The organism is Enterobacter sp. BIDMC 29 (assembly GCF_019378755.1).
Taxonomy (GTDB): Bacteria; Pseudomonadota; Gammaproteobacteria; order Enterobacterales; family Enterobacteriaceae; genus Enterobacter; species Enterobacter ludwigii.
Genome location: NZ_CP080000.1, coordinates 4,051,223 through 4,066,803, shown reverse-complemented (window position 1 = coordinate 4,066,803; position 15,581 = coordinate 4,051,223). Strand labels below are relative to the sequence as shown.

Genomic DNA, 15,581 nt, shown 5'->3' with positions numbered 1-15,581 from the left:
TTCACCTTCCCCGCCACCAGCAGCGCGGTCAGCAGCATCAGGGTTCCTGAAATCACCAGCGGTGACGTCAGCCCCAGATGGTCCAGCGCAACGCCGCCGATCGCCGCACCGCAGGTGTTCGCCAGCTGGATCACCGCGACCTGAATCGACCCGGCTTTTTCCGCCTGATCGGCGAGCGAGCGGGTGATCCACGTCGACCAGCCCACCGGCACCAGCGCAAAAGCAAAGCCCCAGATAATCGCAATCGCCGACGCAACCCACTTATCGCTGCCCCACAGCACCAGCACCGCAGCGCTAATTGCCAGCACCAGCGGCGCGCCCGCCAGCGCCACTTTCAGAGAACGCTTCAGGAACGGGGACGACAGCGAGGTACCGACAAAGCTGGCGATACCGAAGCTCAGGAGCACCAGCGTCAGGCCATCCACATCAAACCCGGCCATGTTCATGAATACCGGGCGGATATAGGTGAAGAAGGCAAACTGTCCGGCAAATGCCATAAAGATGGCGGTCATCCCCGCCAGCACGCCCGGGCGCTTCAGCAGGCTGAACATATTCTGTTTATGGTGTGCCGCTTCCCCCGGTAAGGACGGCAGCGCTTTCCAGACCCAGAGAATGCATAGCCCCCCCATCACCGCGGCAGCGTTAAAGACGTTGCGCCAGCCGATGATCCCGCCAAGGAAACTGCCCAACGGCGCAGCTATGACCAGCGCAATCGAAACAGCACCAAAGATCACGGAGAGGGCTTTCGGCACGGTGCGCGCGGGAACCAGACGCATGGTGAGCGAGGCCGACATCGCCCAGAAGCCGCCTAATCCCAGCCCCAGACAGGCGCGACCCAGCAGCAGCAGGGTGAAGTTATTGGCAAAAGAGACCAGCAGGCAGGAGAGCGTCAGCAGCACGCTGAAAAGAATGACCACTTTACGGCGGTCGATGGTGCCGATCACCTGGGTAATAAACAGGCTCGCGAACATCGCCACAAACGCAGTCACGGTGACGGACTGCCCCGCCACCCCTTCGGAAATGCCCAGATCCTGCGCCATCGGCGTCAGCAGGCTCACCGGCAGGAACTCAACGGTAATCAGGCAGGCAACGCAAAATGCCACGGAGAAAACCGCCGACCAGTTGGGGCGAGTGACCTCCTGGGTCTGCGGTCTGGGCGTGGGCTGAATGTGTTCTGTCATGGCGTCACCTGAAGATAAAAACGTGCGGAAAAGTCGCGCAGTTTATCATCAAAAGTGTGACGGATTTAACGATTTGACAACTTTTGTCGTTTTTAATGAGCCTGAAGAGAGCGCGTCGTCGACTGATACCTTTTCTGCATAACGAAAATGAAAATTCAGTATCCACATTTGAGGTGAAACAATCATAGCGTCTGAAAAGGAGAAACTATGAAAACACGTAATTTATCTCAAAATCTTACCGTCAGTGCCGTCGGCTACGGTGCCATGGGTCTGAGTGAATTTTATGGCCAGACTGATGACAACGCCTCGCTGCGGGTATTGCATAGCCTCATCGATCTGAACGTGACGTTTATTGATACCGCAAATTTATATGGCCGTGGTCATAATGAAAGACTAATCGGTCATTTTCTTGCCGGGCTGGATAAAAGCACTCGCGAGCAGTTCAAAATAGCCACGAAATGCGGCATCGATCGCTCTCCCGACGAGTCTTATGCCCGCACCATCAACAATACGCCTGACTATATCATCCGCTGCTGTAATGAGTCCCTCAAGCGGCTTGGCGTTGAGCGAATCGACCTCTTTTATCTACACAGACTGAGTAACACCACCCCGGTCGAAGAGAGTATGGATTGTCTACGCACCCTTGTGAAAGAGGGCAAGATCAACCACATCGGCCTTTGCGAAGTGTCGGCGTCAACGCTGCAACGGGCCCATGCGGTACATCCGGTCACCGCGCTGCAAACGGAATATTCTCTGTGGACACGCGATATCGAGGAAAGCATTCTGCCGGTCGTGAAAACGTTAGGCATTGGTCTGGTGCCCTACTCGCCTCTTGGCAGAGGCTTCCTGACGGGAAAATACCTGAACAATAGCGAATTTGCAGAGGGTGATTTCCGTAAAAATAACGAGCGCTTTATGCAGTCCAGCCTCGATCATAATCGCCAGCTGCTCGATGTCATCCACCCGCTGGCGGCGAAATACGGCTGTACCGCGGGTCAGATTGCCCTTGCCTGGCTGTTAGCGCAATACGATCGGCTGGTTCCCATCCCGGGCACTAAGCACACCGGCTATCTGGCCGAGAACGCGCACGCTGCCAACATTGAGCTTGAGAAGAGCGATATTGAATCATTGAACAACCTGCATCGCCGGATAGCGATTAAAGGCGATCGCTATTCTGCCGAGGGTATGAAGGGCGTGAACGCCTGATACCTCATCATGAAAATAAAAAAACCGGGTTTTCCCGGTTTTTTTATATCGGATACGCCGTGCCGTTAGCGATAAACGCTCAGCGCGGCGACGCCACACTTGCCGTCATTACGGACCAGGGCATGAACCAGCGTCATCAAAATCCGGCAGCCGGATGCGCCTATCGCATGCCCAAGCGCGATTGCCCCGCCGTAAGAACCTGACCCATAATGACCTGAGAGATATTACTGGCCTCTACGCCAGATTCTTTCAGGAGTGCCTGAATGACCCGGCTTCCCAGGTCAGCGGCGGAGTGCTCCGCAAGCGCGCCCAGAAATGCGCCCGTCGCCGTGCGGCGGGCTGCAATAATGACAACCTCGCTCATGCATGACTCCCTTTCAGTCCCGGCAACGTATGACCCGTCGCAGCGATTGCCGCGCGGTAGGCGGTAAGACCGTTCATACAGGCGGGAACGCCGGCATACACCGCCATCTGTATCACAATTTCAAGCAGCTCTTCCGGCGTCACGCCGGTGTTGAGCGCGCCTCTCATGTGCAGTTCCAACTGCGACATAGCATTACCCAGCGTCACAAGCGAGGCGACAGTCAGCATTTCGCGCGTTTTGAGTTCCAGTCCCGGACGTCCCACCACATCCCCGAACGCATAGTCGGTTATCAGGGCAGGCAGGCCCGGGTCCAGTTCGCTCAGGCGGCGGGTGACTTTATCCGCGAGCCCTGCTTCAAGACGGTCCATGATCTCTCTGCCATAGCGCGTGCGGTCATTAATTTGACTCATAAGATTTCTCCATACGGGATTGTTTTGCGGTCAAGGTTGCAGGAATAACCGCGACAAGCAGAACGGACAGGCCGATAGCCGTGCCGGCGACGATATACAGGAGAGGCATTGAAAATGATGAAACCATCCAGGCACCGATCGACGCGCCGATACCAATGGCGGTATTGAAAAACGAAACGTAGATTGCGGAGGCCGGGAAGGCTTTATCTTCAGCCATACGTAAAACCCACGTCTGGAAGCCGACAAATATTCCTGACACGGCAACGCCCCAGATAATCATGCTGGTGAATATCAGCGCAGCAGAGAGCGAGGAACCTGACAGGCCCAGGAACAGCAGCACTGCACAGATCAGCAGTACAGACAGCGAAACCGTCAGCTTGAGATACTTATCAATCATCACGCCGGTCAGGAAATTACCGGCCAGACCCGCGATGCCGTAAACAAAAAGCACGGCGGGAATAAAGGCGGTGGACAGTAAACTCTGCGTGTGAAGCCAGGGTTCAATGTACGTAAAGGCGGCAAAGTGCGCCGTAACAGCCAGCAGGGTTGCTGAGTAAATTTTCCATAGGGTAGACGATTTCAGCACGCCCTTAAGCGCATCCAGGCCAAGCGCGCTTTTGCTGGCGATCTGGGGAACAAGCACGCTAATACCCACAAAGGCAATTACGCTCAGCGCGGCCATCAGCCAAAATGCCTGCCGCCAGCCGAAGTGGATACCAATGTAGTTGGAAACCGGTACGCCAAAAACGCTTGCTGCGGAAACGCCACCAAATACGATTGACGTCGCCGCACCAATATATCTGGCAGGAACCATGGCAACCGCCGTTGCGCCGATCATCGCCCAGAATGCACCGTGAGCAAGCGCGCCCAGCACGCGGGCACTAAGCAGCATTCCGTAGGTGTTTACCGTCGCGGCCATGACGTTAGAAATCAGAAGCACCACGGTGAGCACAAGTAAAAGCCGCTTCTTAGCCACATTGCCTAAAAAGACGGAGGCAAACAGCGCACTCAACGCCCCCACCCAGGCATAAAGCGACACGGTCATGCCCACCGCGGATTCCGAAGACCGTAATCCCTCTGCGATTGGCGTTAATAATCCGACCGGCGCCAGTTCGGTAGTGACAATAGTAAAAGTTGAAATAGCCAGAATGAATAACGCAAGCCATGACCTTAACGTCATATTTTGCGGAGAGAGTTCTGAAGTCATACTACTTACCTCAATAATGGTTTAAATAATGTGCCAATTTTTTTCTACTGCATATCGGATAAGCGCGGAATGCTCTCCCACACAGACGGGATGCCCAATGGCTTCGAGCATTGGAATATCCGAAAGATCGTCACCGTAGGCATAACAATCCGCTGGATTAATCTCCTTATCCCGGCAAAACGTCATCAGAGCGTCTTTTTTACCCGCTCCAATTGTTTGGGGCAGGCCGATTTCCCCCGTCAACTCGCCTGCGTCATTTATTATCAACGGAGCACAGAGTATGTCCGTTACCCCAAGATATTTCGCAATGGGTGACAGAATCGGAAGCATAGAGCCCGATATAAATACGGTGTACATGTTCTGTCTCTGATGGCTTTTAAGTGCTGAAACGGCACTCTCAATAAAAAATTCGTTTTCTGGCTTACGCCTGAACCATTCATGGCCCATTTCTTCCAGATAACGACAAGACACACCTTTAAACTGGCGATAATACTCTCTGTTCAGCGTCTCCCTTGGCACACCGTTTTTAACGTCGACGCGAAAGCGAGACATATAGCGTTGAAGACGATCGTTTTGATTATTTTCCCTGCACCAGAAGTCATAGAAATCAAACATGCTTTTAATATTTATTAGCGTCTCATCAACGTCAAAAAATGCGGCGTGGTTTCATCGCGCCACTGACGATACTACTGATAGTTATGGGCGGGCACCTCAACGTGACGAAACTGAATATAATTAGATTCGGGTAAACTCTTTTTATTATCGATTGGGGATTCAACAAACTTAAGCAGTTCGCGACGAATATCGGTAGAAAGAACAGCAGAGAAACGATGGAACATGGATTCCATTTCACTCTCAGCACACGCAATTTCTTTAATGTCATTGAAAGCGCGCAGTTCCAGCAGTTCATTAACACCGTTTTCTTCACAGGAAAACTAGCGAACGTTTTCATTGCTTTTTAAGGAGGTAAAATCTTTCTCTGTAAAAGTATTTTTTAACGGGAAGCGTGATACCAGTACATATTTAGACGACATAATTACTCCGAATATTGATTGAGTGAGGATTCGGGTAGAAATTTATCAATATAGGAAACAATTGGAATTGTTAAATTTGTAATATATTTTTGGTATTACTATTGAAATGGGTTTACTGCCCGCATTTAGCGTGTAATATCGAAATGGAAAAAAGACGAAATACCTTTTCGCATTCAGGACCCACGTATGGCCACAGCAGAACATTTAATCAGCAATAACCTGCCCAGTATCAAACAATTACAATGCTTTCTCGCTGTCGCACATGAACTGAACTTCCGTAAGGCTGCCGAACGCCTACGCATGACTCAACCGCCATTGACGCGTCAGATAAAATGCCTTGAAGCGGTTCTGAAACGTCAGTTGTTCAGCCGCAACACGCATGACGTTAGCCTCACAGAAGCAGGCCGTGCGCTGGTTGTTCAGGCTGAAAAAATACTCAAAGACATCAGTAACCTAAAAGAAGATCCTCTCTCTTCTGAAACGAGCCTGCGTATTGGACTCACACGGACCCTTAATTTTGAATATATTGAACCCGTGAATACCCAGCTTCAAAAAATGAACGCGGGAGATGATGTCGAAACGCCGGACCTGACGTCAGCCCAACTGCTGCAAAGCTTGTCTAAAAATATGCTGGATCTGGTGCTGACCGGTGAAAAAGGAACGGGTCATGAAGACATTGTTCAATACCGCTGGGTCTGCCAGGAACCGTTGCTCATCGCAATGCCCTCTTTACACCCTGCCAGCCTGAAAGAGAAAGTCGCGCTGGAGGATATCAGCGATCTTCCCATTTTCTGGTTTTCCAGAAGTGCCAACCCGTCATTTTACGACAAATGCGAAAGCTACTTTGATACGCTGAAAACGCCGCTGAAGCGGATAAAAGAGCCGGATGATACCCTTGTGATGCTAAGCCGTATCGCAAGAGGGAAAGGATTTGCGCTGCTGCCTCAGTCGAAATGCACCTTTAATCAGGAAGGACTTTGCTACCGTGAACTCACGGACGCCGAGGCAAAAAGGTTAAACATAGATATCTATGCCGCCACTCGCCTCAATGAAAATAGAGAGGAGATTCTTAACGCACAGAATGTGTTATGCGGGAAAACGGCTTAATGCAGGTAAAACACGCCCTCTTCCGGCAGGAAAAGCTGGTTATAGCGCAACTGGAAGGCGTTTAGCTCCTGCGGATCGGGCTCCATTTCACGCATAAAACCCAGCGTCAGACGGACCTGCGCGTCCGTGATCGGCGCGGCCAGACGGGCTTTACGCAGCATACGGTGCCAGGCAAGCAAATTCTCTTCACTGCCGTCGACAATGCAGACCTGCCAGATCAGCAGCACCTGGGCCGCGTTTTGCAGATGCGCTTCGTCCGGGCGTTCAAGGTAGCGGATAAACTCATTGCCGGGCGTTTTACCGAACTGATCGATCATCGATTCTACAGGAACCGGGGTGATCCCCAGCCGCTCGCTCAGGCGTTTAATTGCGCGACGTGAATCTGAGGTCAGGACCCGAAATCCCACCACAAACACCACGGCAAGCGTTGCCAGCATTATCCAGACCATGCGTTCTCCTCTACGTCAGCCGCTCATCATAGCGGGAAACGCGCAGCGTCGACAGCGGGCAAGGCCATAATAGTGCAGTGAAAAAAGGTGGAAAATCGTTATGAGGGCAGCGCCAGGTATGCTGGCGTGTAGTGCGCTGAAGACAGCCCGCGCAGAACGGGCTGCGGGGCTGTTGCTTTAGACCGGTCAGCGTGCCTGCAGCCCTTTCAGCAGCGCGTCATGGAAGCGCTGAGGGTCCTGCATCTGCGGCGCATGGCCCATGTCGTTAAACTCAACCAGCGTCGCATGCGGAATGCGTTTTTCCGTCTCCTTACCCAGTACTGCATAGTTGCCCAGCGTCTTGCGGATCGCCGGCGGGGCGAGGTCTTTCCCGATGGCGGTGTTGTCTTTGGTGCCGATCATCAATAATACCGGCATCTTCAGTTCACCAAATTCGTAGATCACCGGCTGGGTATAAATCATGTCGTAAAGCAGGGCTGAGTTCCAGGCGACACGCGTTTTGCCCGGCCCATTGTTCAGCCCGGCCAGCATCGTCACCCAACGCTCATACTCCGGCTTCCACTCCCCGGCATAGTAGGTATTTTTCTCGTACTGACGAATGCCATCGGCGCTGGTTTTAAGTTCACGCTGATACCACTGATCGACCGTAATATGCGGTACGCCGCGGGCTTTCCAGTCTTCTAAACCAATCGGGTTAACCATCACCAGCTGTTCCACTTCCTGCGGCCACATCAGCGCGTAGCGGGTCGCCAGCATGCCGCCGGTCGAGTGCCCAATAACCGTCACGCGATCGACGCCGAGCTGCTTAAGCAACGCGTGGGTGTTATCCGCCAGCTGCTGGAAGGTGTACTGGTAATGCTCGGGTTTGGTGGATTTACAAAAACCAATCTGGTCTGGTGCCACCACGCGGTATCCGCTGGCGGAAAGTACGCGGATAGTCCCCTCCCACGTTCCGGCGCAGAAGTTTTTACCGTGCATCAGCACCACGGTGCGGCCGTTGGGTTTTTCTGGCTTAACGTCCAGATAGGCCATATCAAGCGGCTGATGTTGCGAGGTAAAGGTGAAATGCTTAACCGGCCAGGCGTAATCAAACCCCTCCAGCTTCTCGCCGTACGTCGGCGCGTCCGCCGCCAGGGCGGGGGAGGCAAGCGCCACCAATAGCGCAAGACAGGATAGTCGTCGGTTTACCATGCAAGCTCTCCATAACAAAACGGACAAAAGCCGCGGGGTGCGGCAGCAAAATTAAAATGTAGAGCATTGCAGGGAGCGGGTCTGTAAAGGGGGGTAAAGGTGGGATGTAAAAAAAAGCCCGGCGGTCAACCGGGCAAAGAAGTTACCTGCACACTCAGGCTACTTTTAATTTCTGCATCCGATTTTCACGGCGGATCTTACGTTCTTCCAGCACCGCGACCATCGCCATCAGGACGATACAGCCGATGGCGGCGGCATCCAGCGCGGCAAAGGTGCCCGCCCAGCCGGTGAGGCCGAAAATCGGCGTGCCGTCGGCGATCATACCCAGACCCAGCTTGGCGAAGCTGTCACCGATCAGGTAGGCGAAGGTGCCTTTAATTCCATCGGCAGCGCCGATCGCTTTTTTCGGCACGAAGCCAACTGCTGCCACGCCGATCAGCAGCTGTGGACCAAACACCAGGAAGCCGAGCGCGAACAGGGACGCCAGGTAAACGTACTGGTTGCTGGCGTGCTGGTAGACGCCGAGCGTGGCGATAATCAGCGCCAGCGCGACGCAGGCCACCAGCGCGCGGCGACCATTGGCGAGGTCCGAGAGCCAGCCCCACAGCAGCGTGCCGACCAGCGCGCCCACTTCGAACAGGGTGAAGCCCTGAATCGCGACTTCTTTGGAGAGCTTCAGCTCCTGGAAGGCATACACGGTGGACCACTGGTCAATGCCGATGCGCACCACGTACAGGAAGATGTTGGAGAAGCACAGCAGCCAGATCACTTTGTTTTTCAGCACGTACTCAACAAAGATCTGCCATTTGGACATCTCGTTTTCTTCGGTCTCTTTGTCCTCTTCGCTGATCTCCTCGCCGAACAGCTCTTCGGCTTTGCCGAGGCCGTACGATTCCGGTGAGTCGCTGCCGTAGCGCAGGCCAATAAAGCCGACGATCAGGGCGATAATCGACGGGAAGATAAACATGCCGATCACGTGGCCGTCGAACAGGTAGTTTGCGCCGAACAGCGCCACGCCTGCCGCACCCGCCCCGCCGAGGTTGTGGGAGATGTTCCACATGCCGAGGTACGAACCACGCTTGCGGCGAGGGGTCCATTTAGTGATGGTGGAGTAACTGCACGACCCGCCGGTACTCTGGAAGAAACCGCTCAGAGCGTAGAAGGCGATCATCATGAACAGGCTGACGGAGCCCGCGCCCATGCTGGCGCTGAAGCCGAGCATACAGATGGCGGAGAGGATCAGCATAAACGGCAGGAACTGCTTGGTGTTTTTGCCGTCCGCGTAGTAGGAAACGACGGTTTTACCCACGCCGTAAGTGATGGAGAAGCCCAGGCCAATCATCCCCAGCTGCGTCATGCTCAGCCCGTAGGTTGAGATCATGTCGTTCTGCGCGATGTTAAAGTTTTTGCGGATCAGGTACATGGTCAGGTAGCCGACAAAGACCACCAGGTAAGACTGCATGAACGGTTTGAACCACATTTTACGCCGCACATCGAGCGGCAGATCCAGGGTCGGTTTGCGCACCTGATTTAAGAAGGCCAGCATGATTGGTTTACTCCTGAGCTGATTTTTGCAGCATTGTAAAAACCAGCCGGGAGCGACGCCTGAGACAGCGTCCAGGTGAAACCAGGAAAATTTCTTAGTTTTGCGCTATTCGGGATGAAAAGGTGAAGCACATCACGCTTCGTGTGCCTCGCGCGGCGCCTGAGCATGCAGGAACGGCAGCAGCAGCAGGGCCGAAATTCCTGCCGCGATGGCGATCACGGCGAAGAAACCGCTCCAGTGCCAGACGTCGATCACCCGCGCCAGCGGCCAGCCGGAGAGCGAAGCGCCAAGGTAAGCAAACAGCCCGACAAAGCCCGTCGCTGCTCCCGCGGCGTCTTTGTGTGAACACTCCGCCGCCGCCATGCCGATCAGCATCTGCGGGCCAAAGACGAAAAAGCCGGTGGTGAAGAAACACGCCGCCTGCATCACGTAGCTGGCAAACGGCATCAGCCATAGCGAACCAACGGAAAGCAAAATCCCGGCGGCGAAGATCAGGTTCATCGGCCCGCGGTTACCGTTGAAGAGCTTATCCGAGCCCCAGCCCGCCACCAGCGCGCCGATAAAGCCGCCCAGCTCGAACATCGTCACCGCCGAGTTGGCGGTCACCAGATCGACGCCCAGGGTTTCGGACATATACAGATTGCCCCAGTCGTTGATCGCCGCACGCACCACGTAGACCAGCACGTAGCAGAGGGAGAGTAACCAGATATAGGGATTTAACAGCACATATTTGGTGAGGATCTCTTTACGCGTCAGCCCTGCACCTTCCTGCTGTTGAGCGACTTCCATCTCGTCGTGCCGCCAGTCGCCTACCGCGGGCAGCCCCACGGTTTGTGGCCTGTCACGCAGTCGCCAGCAGAGAAACAGCCCGGCAACGATCGCCAGCCCGCCGGCAATCATCATTCCCGTGCGCCAGCCGTAGTGCAGCGCCGCCGCCCCGACCACCATCGGAATAAGCGCCCCCCCGACGTTATGCGCCGTGTTCCAGATAGCCCACCAGCCGCCACGCTCGTTGCGCGAGTACCAGGCGGTAAGCAGACGGGCACACACCGGCGCGCCCCATCCCTGGAAAAAGGCGTTCAACGCCCACAGCAGCGCAAAGGCCCAGAGCGAGGTGGAGAAGCCAAACAGAATGTTCACCACCCCGGTGGCAATGAGTCCAGAGCCCATAAAATAACGGGCATTCGAGCGGTCGCTGACGATACCGGAGAAGAACTTCGACAGGCCGTAGGTGATGTAAAACAGCGTCGCCAGCAGGCCAATATCGGTGCGTGTCATCACCCCGCTGGCGAGGATTTCCGGCGCGGCGGCATTGAAACTTTTGCGGGTAAAGTAAAAAAGCGCATACCCCAGCCAGATGGTGATCAGGATATGGCGACGCCAGTAACGATAGCGGGCGTCAATTTCACGTTTATCATTTAGCGGGGCGGCATTCGCCGGGGTTTTAAACATGCTGACTCCTCAGCGGTAAACTGACGCTGACGCGCGTGCCGTGGGTGCAGGAGATCGTCAGGGTGCCACCCAACGCCTTGACGCGCTCACGCATGCCCGCCAGGCCAAAACCCAGCTGGCCGGAGCCCGGCGGCAGACCGCAGCCATCATCTTCAATCACCAGCATCAGGCGTTCATCCTGTTGCCATCCCTGCAGCGTTACCGCGCTGGCGCTGGCGTGCTTAACAATATTATTCAGCCCTTCCTGACAGACGCGGAACAACGTGACGCGCTGGCCCTCACTCAGCAAAGATTCATTGATGCGCCAGTCAAGATGACTGACGATCCCGCGGCTTTCCAGCTCCATCTCGCGCATCAGAGACCGTACCGCCTGCTCAAGCGTAAGATCGTCCAGCTGGCGCGGTCGCAGCCTGCCAAGCAGTCGCCGCACCGAGTCATACACGCCAAGAGAGAGCTGTTCGATATGTGCCCCGCCCTGCTTTACGCCGGCGTTTTCGGCCGCCAGACGCTGAATGATGCCTGCCTGAGTGCGAATGGCGGTAATGGTCTGGCCGATGTCGTCGTGCAACTCGCGGGCCACCTCCTGCCGGACGCTCTCTTCCGTTTCCAGCAGGCGTTCTGCCAGACGGCGATTACGCGCCAGCTCGGTTTGTAATGAGTGGTTAAGTTCACGCAGGCGCTGAATCCCGGCCCCCAGCAGCAGCCCGGTCAGACTCTGAGCCAGCAGGGAGAGCAGTAAATCGACGGGGTGATCGTGCCAGGTCTGGCTGGCAATCAGCGCGATAGCGTTCATCAGGGTGGCAATCAGCGCGCCCTGCCAGCCGTAGTGCCACGCGAGGGCAATAATCGGCAACGCCAGGCAAAACGGGGTAAAGCGCGACAGCTCATCGGGCAGGCCAAGCTGCAGCCACAGGCTGATCGCAAACAGCAGCAGATACCAGATAAGATGCCGGGCGCGCCAGTTTACCGGCTGAGAGACCAGCGCCGGTCCGAGCGGCTGCCAGACGGTACTGGTGAGGTAGTGCCAGATAACCAGGCAGGTGGGAGCCAGCGTCAGACCGCCGGTCAGCGTCAGCAGAAGGGCGTTAAGCATCTCCTCCTCGCCGGTCCACGGCAGGGACTGCAACAGCGCGGCGGCAATCAGCGCAGCCCCCTGACGCAGCAGCGTGCGCCAGTCGCGCTGGTGACGATAACGGGAGATCAGCGCCACCGGGATCAGCGTGAGTACGCTGCCCGTCAGCAGTAAAGGCAAGTGCGCCAGCGCCACCTCCTGCGCCAGCCAGACCAGCATCAGCCATTCGGCGCCCAGCAGTACCGGCCAAAAACCGCGCGGGCATTGCAGCATCAGCCCCAGACGCAGGCCAAACGGGAAAAGCAACACCGCCAGCTCCGGGCGTTCAACCAGATGCAGGCTGATGCTCCACAGGCAGAACCAGGCGGCGGAGAAAATGGAAAAACTGGCAGCAACGGCGATCAGCCGTGAAAACAGCGGGTTCATTGCCAGCTGTCGAACATGCGGCGCGCCAGTTCAACGTCATTACTGACGCCGAGTTTTTCCATCAGGTTAGCGCGGTGAACGTGAACGGTTTTTGGCGACAGCCCCAGGTCCACGGCAATCTCTTTCACCGACATCCCCTGCGCCAGTTTTTCTGCGACCTGACGTTCGCGTCGGGTGAGTGGGTCCTGTCGCCCTGCCGCCAGCTTGATGGCGATATCCGGCGTCAGGTAGCACCCACCGGTGGAGACCGTGCGCACGGCAGCGATCAGTTCGTCCGGGCTGCAGCGCTTGGAAAGAAATCCGCGTGCGCCTGCGTTCAGTGCCTGCTCCACCAACGCCGGGCTGTCATGGACCGAGAGCATCACGATCGCCATCCCTTTCGGCAACTGGCTCAGCAGCTCAAGTCCGGAGAGATCCGGCATCGAGATATCGCAGATACAGACCTGGACACCGCGCCCGGGCAAACCTGCCAGCGCCTCGCGACCGGAGCCGAACTCCGCCACCACCTGAAAATCAGGCTCAAGGTTCAGCAGCTGGGCAAATCCGGAGCGGACGATGAGGTGGTCGTCGATAAGGGCGATGGTGGTCATGGCGCGTTCCTGGCGGGTTAAAAAACGCGCTTACCTTAACGATAAGCGCGTGGGGGTTCAAGCTTTGCGCTATTTACTCGAAGAACACCGCAATTTTGTTAAACATGGTGGGATCGGACTGGTTGCGCACCACTTTCTCGACATCTTCCAGCTTGTCGATCTGCGCAATCATCTGCTCCAGACGCTGATCGTCATTCACCAGTAGCCAGATGCGGCTGTGCTCGCTGCCCTGAATGGGCAGACAGAGGATACCTTCCACGTTAAATGCGCGGCGGGCAAAGAGCCCACAGACGTGCGTCATCACGCCAGGGTGGTTGCGGACGGTGAGTTCCAGAATGACGTTATCATGTTGTTTCTGCATGGCTTATTCCCCCACCATCTCAGTATTTGCCGCACCTGGCGGCACCATCGGGTACACTTTTTGTTCAGGATCGATACGCACGTGGATCAGCGCCGGGCCAGGACGAGAAATCGCCGCCTGCAACGCCGCATGAGGGTCCGCTTCGGCGTTCAAATCACAGGTATGCAGGCCAAAACCGGCGGCAATCTGCATAAAGTCAATCGTGCCTGGATAGGTCGCGGCAAACACGCCCTGCGTATAGAACAGACTCTGCTGCTGGTGCACCAGCCCCAGCGCCTGGTTGTTCATCAGGATGATTTTCACGTCTAACTGGTTTTCGGCTGCCGTCGCCATTTCCTGAATATTCATCATCAGGCTACCGTCACCGGAGAAGCAGATCACCTTGCGATCGGGATTGGCCAGCGCCGCGCCCACTGCCGCCGGCAGGCCAAAGCCCATGGTCCCCAGCCCACCCGAGGTCAGCCACTGACGCGGACGGTTCAGCGGGTAGGCCTGGGCGGTCCACATCTGGTGCTGGCCCACGTCGGTGGTGATAATCGCGCTGTCATCAACGCAGGCGGCCACGGCGTTAATCAGCCCGTAATGGCTCAGCGGGTCCCCCTCGGTTGGAATAGCGCCCGGGAACTCTTTTTGCAGATCGGCAACCAGCTGACGCCAGTCGGCGCGATCGGAAGCGTCCGTTTGCGGAATCAATTGCGCCAGCACCTCGGCAACATCACCCTGAATCGCCACGTGCGGCTGCTTGATTTTACCCAGCTCGGCACGGTCGATATCCACATGAATGATTTTGGCGTTCGGGCAGAACTGCTCGGTCTTGCCAATCGCCCGGTCATCAAAACGTGCACCCAGAACAATCAGCAAATCCGCTTCTTGCAGAATGTAGTTCGTGCTGCGCGCGCCGTGCATCCCCAGCATACCCAGCGACAGCGGGTGCGCTTTTGGCAACATACCCAGCGCCATCAGGGTCATGGTGGTGGGCAGGCTGGCTTTCTCTGCGAGCTGGCGTACCGCGTCGGAGGCATTAATCGCCCCGCCACCCAGATAAAGCACCGGGCGTCTGGCGGCGTTAATCATCGCCGCTGCAGCCTGCACGCTCTCTGCGCTGAACTGCGGCGCTGGCGCACGTTCACCCGGCTCCGGCAGCATGTCAATCTCGATCTCTGCGGTCTGAACATCCTTAGGAATGTCTATCCACACCGGGCCGGGACGGCCGGATTGCGCAATACGAAACGCATCGCTGATAACCTGAGGAAGCTCGGCGATATCGCGAACTAAATAGTTATGTTTAGTGATGGGGATAGAGATGCCGTAGGTATCCACTTCCTGAAACGCGTCGGTACCGATCATGGAGGACGGCACCTGGCCGGTGATGCAGATCAGTGGAATTGAGTCCAGGCGCGCGTCGGCGATAGCGGTGACCAGGTTAGTCGCACCCGGGCCACTGCAGGCCATACAGACCGCAGGTTTGCCCTGCGTACGCGCCATGCCCTGAGCGATGAAACCCGCACCCTGCTCGTGACGCGCCAGAACGTGACGAATCTGCGTGCTTTGGCTTAACGCATCATACAGCGGCAGCACCGTGCCGCCCGGGATCCCCGCAACCGTGGTGATGCCCTGTCGTTCCAGCAAATGAACGATTAACTGCGCGCCCGTGAAACGCGTTTTGGTGGATGTTGTGCCCGAACTTGCCATGCTCCAGTCCTTTTCTTCTGAGCCGACTTTCCGGGGAGGGTCCTTAAACGAAAAACCCCGCCCGGTTTGCGCCGGCGGGGTTTTGGATTCGTGTGTTGATCCAGTCCCTACGGCGCATTGCCGACGACCACCACCACACGCACGACGACCACTGCGGCTGGTTGCGCAGTTGCTAGTAGGGTCGAGGTGAACATGGATGCTGTCATTGGGGACCTGTGTTTGGAATCTATTGATAGAATTTATACAAACACAGCTTTTCGGGCATGACAATGGAAATATTTTCATCTGCGCAA

Annotated in this window: 15 protein-coding genes and 3 pseudogenes; 2 read left to right on the top strand and 16 right to left on the bottom strand. The window is 56.1% G+C overall.

The window, feature by feature from the left end; genetic code table 11:
• Positions 1 to 1,181, bottom strand: a 1,181-nt coding sequence (gene nepI / locus JTA15_RS18025) for a purine ribonucleoside efflux pump NepI (RefSeq protein WP_219372567.1), incomplete at its 3' end; no start/stop codon positions are given.
• 207 nt (positions 1,182 to 1,388) lie between these two features.
• On the opposite strand from nepI, the gene JTA15_RS18020 reads away from it, so the two are divergent.
• A complete protein-coding gene (locus tag JTA15_RS18020; RefSeq protein WP_219372566.1) occupies positions 1,389 to 2,387 on the top strand; it encodes an aldo/keto reductase in 999 nt (332 codons plus the stop codon).
• 65 nt (positions 2,388 to 2,452) lie between these two features.
• Here the strand turns inward: JTA15_RS18020 and JTA15_RS21960 are convergent.
• The 6 genes and pseudogenes from JTA15_RS21960 to JTA15_RS17990 form a co-directional block, all read right to left on the bottom strand.
• Positions 2,453 to 2,578, bottom strand: a pseudogene (locus tag JTA15_RS21960) (acetyl-CoA C-acetyltransferase); the annotation flags it as partial.
• A pseudogene (locus JTA15_RS18010) lies at positions 2,572 to 2,751 on the bottom strand (acetyl-CoA acetyltransferase); the annotation flags it as partial. The pseudogenes JTA15_RS18010 and JTA15_RS21960, both read right to left, overlap by 7 nt.
• Positions 2,748 to 3,161, bottom strand: a complete 414-nt coding sequence (locus tag JTA15_RS18005) for a carboxymuconolactone decarboxylase family protein (protein WP_219372565.1) — start codon at positions 3,159 to 3,161, stop codon at positions 2,748 to 2,750. The pseudogene JTA15_RS18010 and the gene JTA15_RS18005, both read right to left, overlap by 4 nt.
• Complete coding sequence (locus JTA15_RS18000; RefSeq protein WP_073397510.1) at positions 3,148 to 4,368, bottom strand: MFS transporter; 1,221 nt, start codon at positions 4,366 to 4,368, stop codon at positions 3,148 to 3,150. Before JTA15_RS18000 ends, JTA15_RS18005 begins: the two co-directional genes overlap by 14 nt.
• Before the next feature lie 21 nt (positions 4,369 to 4,389).
• Positions 4,390 to 5,016 (bottom strand): annotated as a pseudogene (locus JTA15_RS17995) (HAD family hydrolase); the annotation flags it as partial.
• Between the two features lie 38 nt (positions 5,017 to 5,054).
• The gene (locus JTA15_RS17990; RefSeq protein WP_219372563.1) at positions 5,055 to 5,216 is read right to left on the bottom strand and encodes a hypothetical protein; all 162 of its coding nucleotides are present in this window, start codon (positions 5,214 to 5,216) and stop codon (positions 5,055 to 5,057) included.
• Between the two features lie 372 nt (positions 5,217 to 5,588).
• Between JTA15_RS17990 and JTA15_RS17985 the strand changes: the two genes are divergently transcribed.
• Positions 5,589 to 6,509, top strand: a complete 921-nt coding sequence (locus JTA15_RS17985; protein ID WP_014167993.1) for a LysR family transcriptional regulator — start codon at positions 5,589 to 5,591, stop codon at positions 6,507 to 6,509.
• On the opposite strand, the gene JTA15_RS17980 is transcribed toward JTA15_RS17985, so the two are convergent.
• From JTA15_RS17980 to ivbL, 9 genes are all read right to left on the bottom strand, one after another.
• Complete coding sequence (locus tag JTA15_RS17980) at positions 6,506 to 6,958, bottom strand: DUF1198 domain-containing protein (RefSeq protein ID WP_014167992.1); 453 nt, start codon at positions 6,956 to 6,958, stop codon at positions 6,506 to 6,508. The two genes, JTA15_RS17985 and JTA15_RS17980, sit on opposite strands and share 4 nt — an antisense overlap.
• A gap of 186 nt (positions 6,959 to 7,144) precedes the next feature.
• Positions 7,145 to 8,149, bottom strand: coding sequence for an alpha/beta fold hydrolase (locus JTA15_RS17975; protein WP_219372562.1), 1,005 nt, complete (start codon positions 8,147 to 8,149; stop codon positions 7,145 to 7,147).
• Between the two features lie 154 nt (positions 8,150 to 8,303).
• On the bottom strand, positions 8,304 to 9,695 hold the full coding sequence (gene uhpT / locus JTA15_RS17970; protein WP_219372561.1) for a hexose-6-phosphate:phosphate antiporter: 1,392 nt from the start codon (positions 9,693 to 9,695) through the stop codon (positions 8,304 to 8,306).
• A 132-nt stretch (positions 9,696 to 9,827) separates the two neighbouring features.
• On the bottom strand, positions 9,828 to 11,147 hold the full coding sequence (locus tag JTA15_RS17965) for an MFS transporter (RefSeq protein ID WP_014167989.1): 1,320 nt from the start codon (positions 11,145 to 11,147) through the stop codon (positions 9,828 to 9,830).
• Positions 11,140 to 12,645, bottom strand: a complete 1,506-nt coding sequence (gene uhpB, locus JTA15_RS17960; RefSeq protein WP_219372560.1) for a signal transduction histidine-protein kinase/phosphatase UhpB — start codon at positions 12,643 to 12,645, stop codon at positions 11,140 to 11,142. Before uhpB ends, JTA15_RS17965 begins: the two co-directional genes overlap by 8 nt.
• On the bottom strand, positions 12,642 to 13,235 hold the full coding sequence (gene uhpA / locus JTA15_RS17955) for a transcriptional regulator UhpA (protein WP_014167987.1): 594 nt from the start codon (positions 13,233 to 13,235) through the stop codon (positions 12,642 to 12,644). Before uhpA ends, uhpB begins: the two co-directional genes overlap by 4 nt.
• 73 nt (positions 13,236 to 13,308) lie before the next feature.
• Positions 13,309 to 13,596: an acetolactate synthase small subunit gene (gene ilvN / locus JTA15_RS17950; protein WP_014167986.1), complete on the bottom strand. Its 288-nt coding sequence runs from the start codon at positions 13,594 to 13,596 to the stop codon at positions 13,309 to 13,311.
• Between the two features lie 3 nt (positions 13,597 to 13,599).
• Positions 13,600 to 15,288, bottom strand: a complete 1,689-nt coding sequence (gene ilvB, locus JTA15_RS17945; protein ID WP_219372559.1) for an acetolactate synthase large subunit — start codon at positions 15,286 to 15,288, stop codon at positions 13,600 to 13,602.
• A 107-nt stretch (positions 15,289 to 15,395) separates the two neighbouring features.
• Complete coding sequence (ivbL, locus tag JTA15_RS17940; protein WP_071605430.1) at positions 15,396 to 15,494, bottom strand: ilvB operon leader peptide IvbL; 99 nt, start codon at positions 15,492 to 15,494, stop codon at positions 15,396 to 15,398.
• Positions 15,495 to 15,581: the final 87 nt, after the last annotated feature.

Excerpts from the sequence above, each read along its gene's own strand:
- uhpT (WP_219372561.1), bottom strand. The coding sequence starts at position 9,695 with ATGCTGGCCTTCTTAAATCAGGTGCGCAAACCGACCCTGGATCTGCCG.
- JTA15_RS17975 (WP_219372562.1), bottom strand. The coding sequence starts at position 8,149 with ATGGTAAACCGACGACTATCCTGTCTTGCGCTATTGGTGGCGCTTGCC.
- JTA15_RS18005 (WP_219372565.1), bottom strand. The coding sequence starts at position 3,161 with ATGAGTCAAATTAATGACCGCACGCGCTATGGCAGAGAGATCATGGAC.
- JTA15_RS17965 (WP_014167989.1), bottom strand. The coding sequence starts at position 11,147 with ATGTTTAAAACCCCGGCGAATGCCGCCCCGCTAAATGATAAACGTGAA.
- JTA15_RS18020 (WP_219372566.1), top strand. The coding sequence starts at position 1,389 with ATGAAAACACGTAATTTATCTCAAAATCTTACCGTCAGTGCCGTCGGC.
- ilvN (WP_014167986.1), bottom strand. The coding sequence starts at position 13,596 with ATGCAGAAACAACATGATAACGTCATTCTGGAACTCACCGTCCGCAAC.
- JTA15_RS17985 (WP_014167993.1), top strand. The coding sequence starts at position 5,589 with ATGGCCACAGCAGAACATTTAATCAGCAATAACCTGCCCAGTATCAAA.
- uhpA (WP_014167987.1), bottom strand. The coding sequence starts at position 13,235 with ATGACCACCATCGCCCTTATCGACGACCACCTCATCGTCCGCTCCGGA.
- ivbL (WP_071605430.1), bottom strand. The coding sequence starts at position 15,494 with ATGACAGCATCCATGTTCACCTCGACCCTACTAGCAACTGCGCAACCA.
- JTA15_RS18000 (WP_073397510.1), bottom strand. The coding sequence starts at position 4,368 with ATGACTTCAGAACTCTCTCCGCAAAATATGACGTTAAGGTCATGGCTT.
- JTA15_RS17990 (WP_219372563.1), bottom strand. The coding sequence starts at position 5,216 with ATGGAATCCATGTTCCATCGTTTCTCTGCTGTTCTTTCTACCGATATT.
- ilvB (WP_219372559.1), bottom strand. The coding sequence starts at position 15,288 with ATGGCAAGTTCGGGCACAACATCCACCAAAACGCGTTTCACGGGCGCG.
- JTA15_RS17980 (WP_014167992.1), bottom strand. The coding sequence starts at position 6,958 with ATGGTCTGGATAATGCTGGCAACGCTTGCCGTGGTGTTTGTGGTGGGA.
- uhpB (WP_219372560.1), bottom strand. The coding sequence starts at position 12,645 with ATGAACCCGCTGTTTTCACGGCTGATCGCCGTTGCTGCCAGTTTTTCC.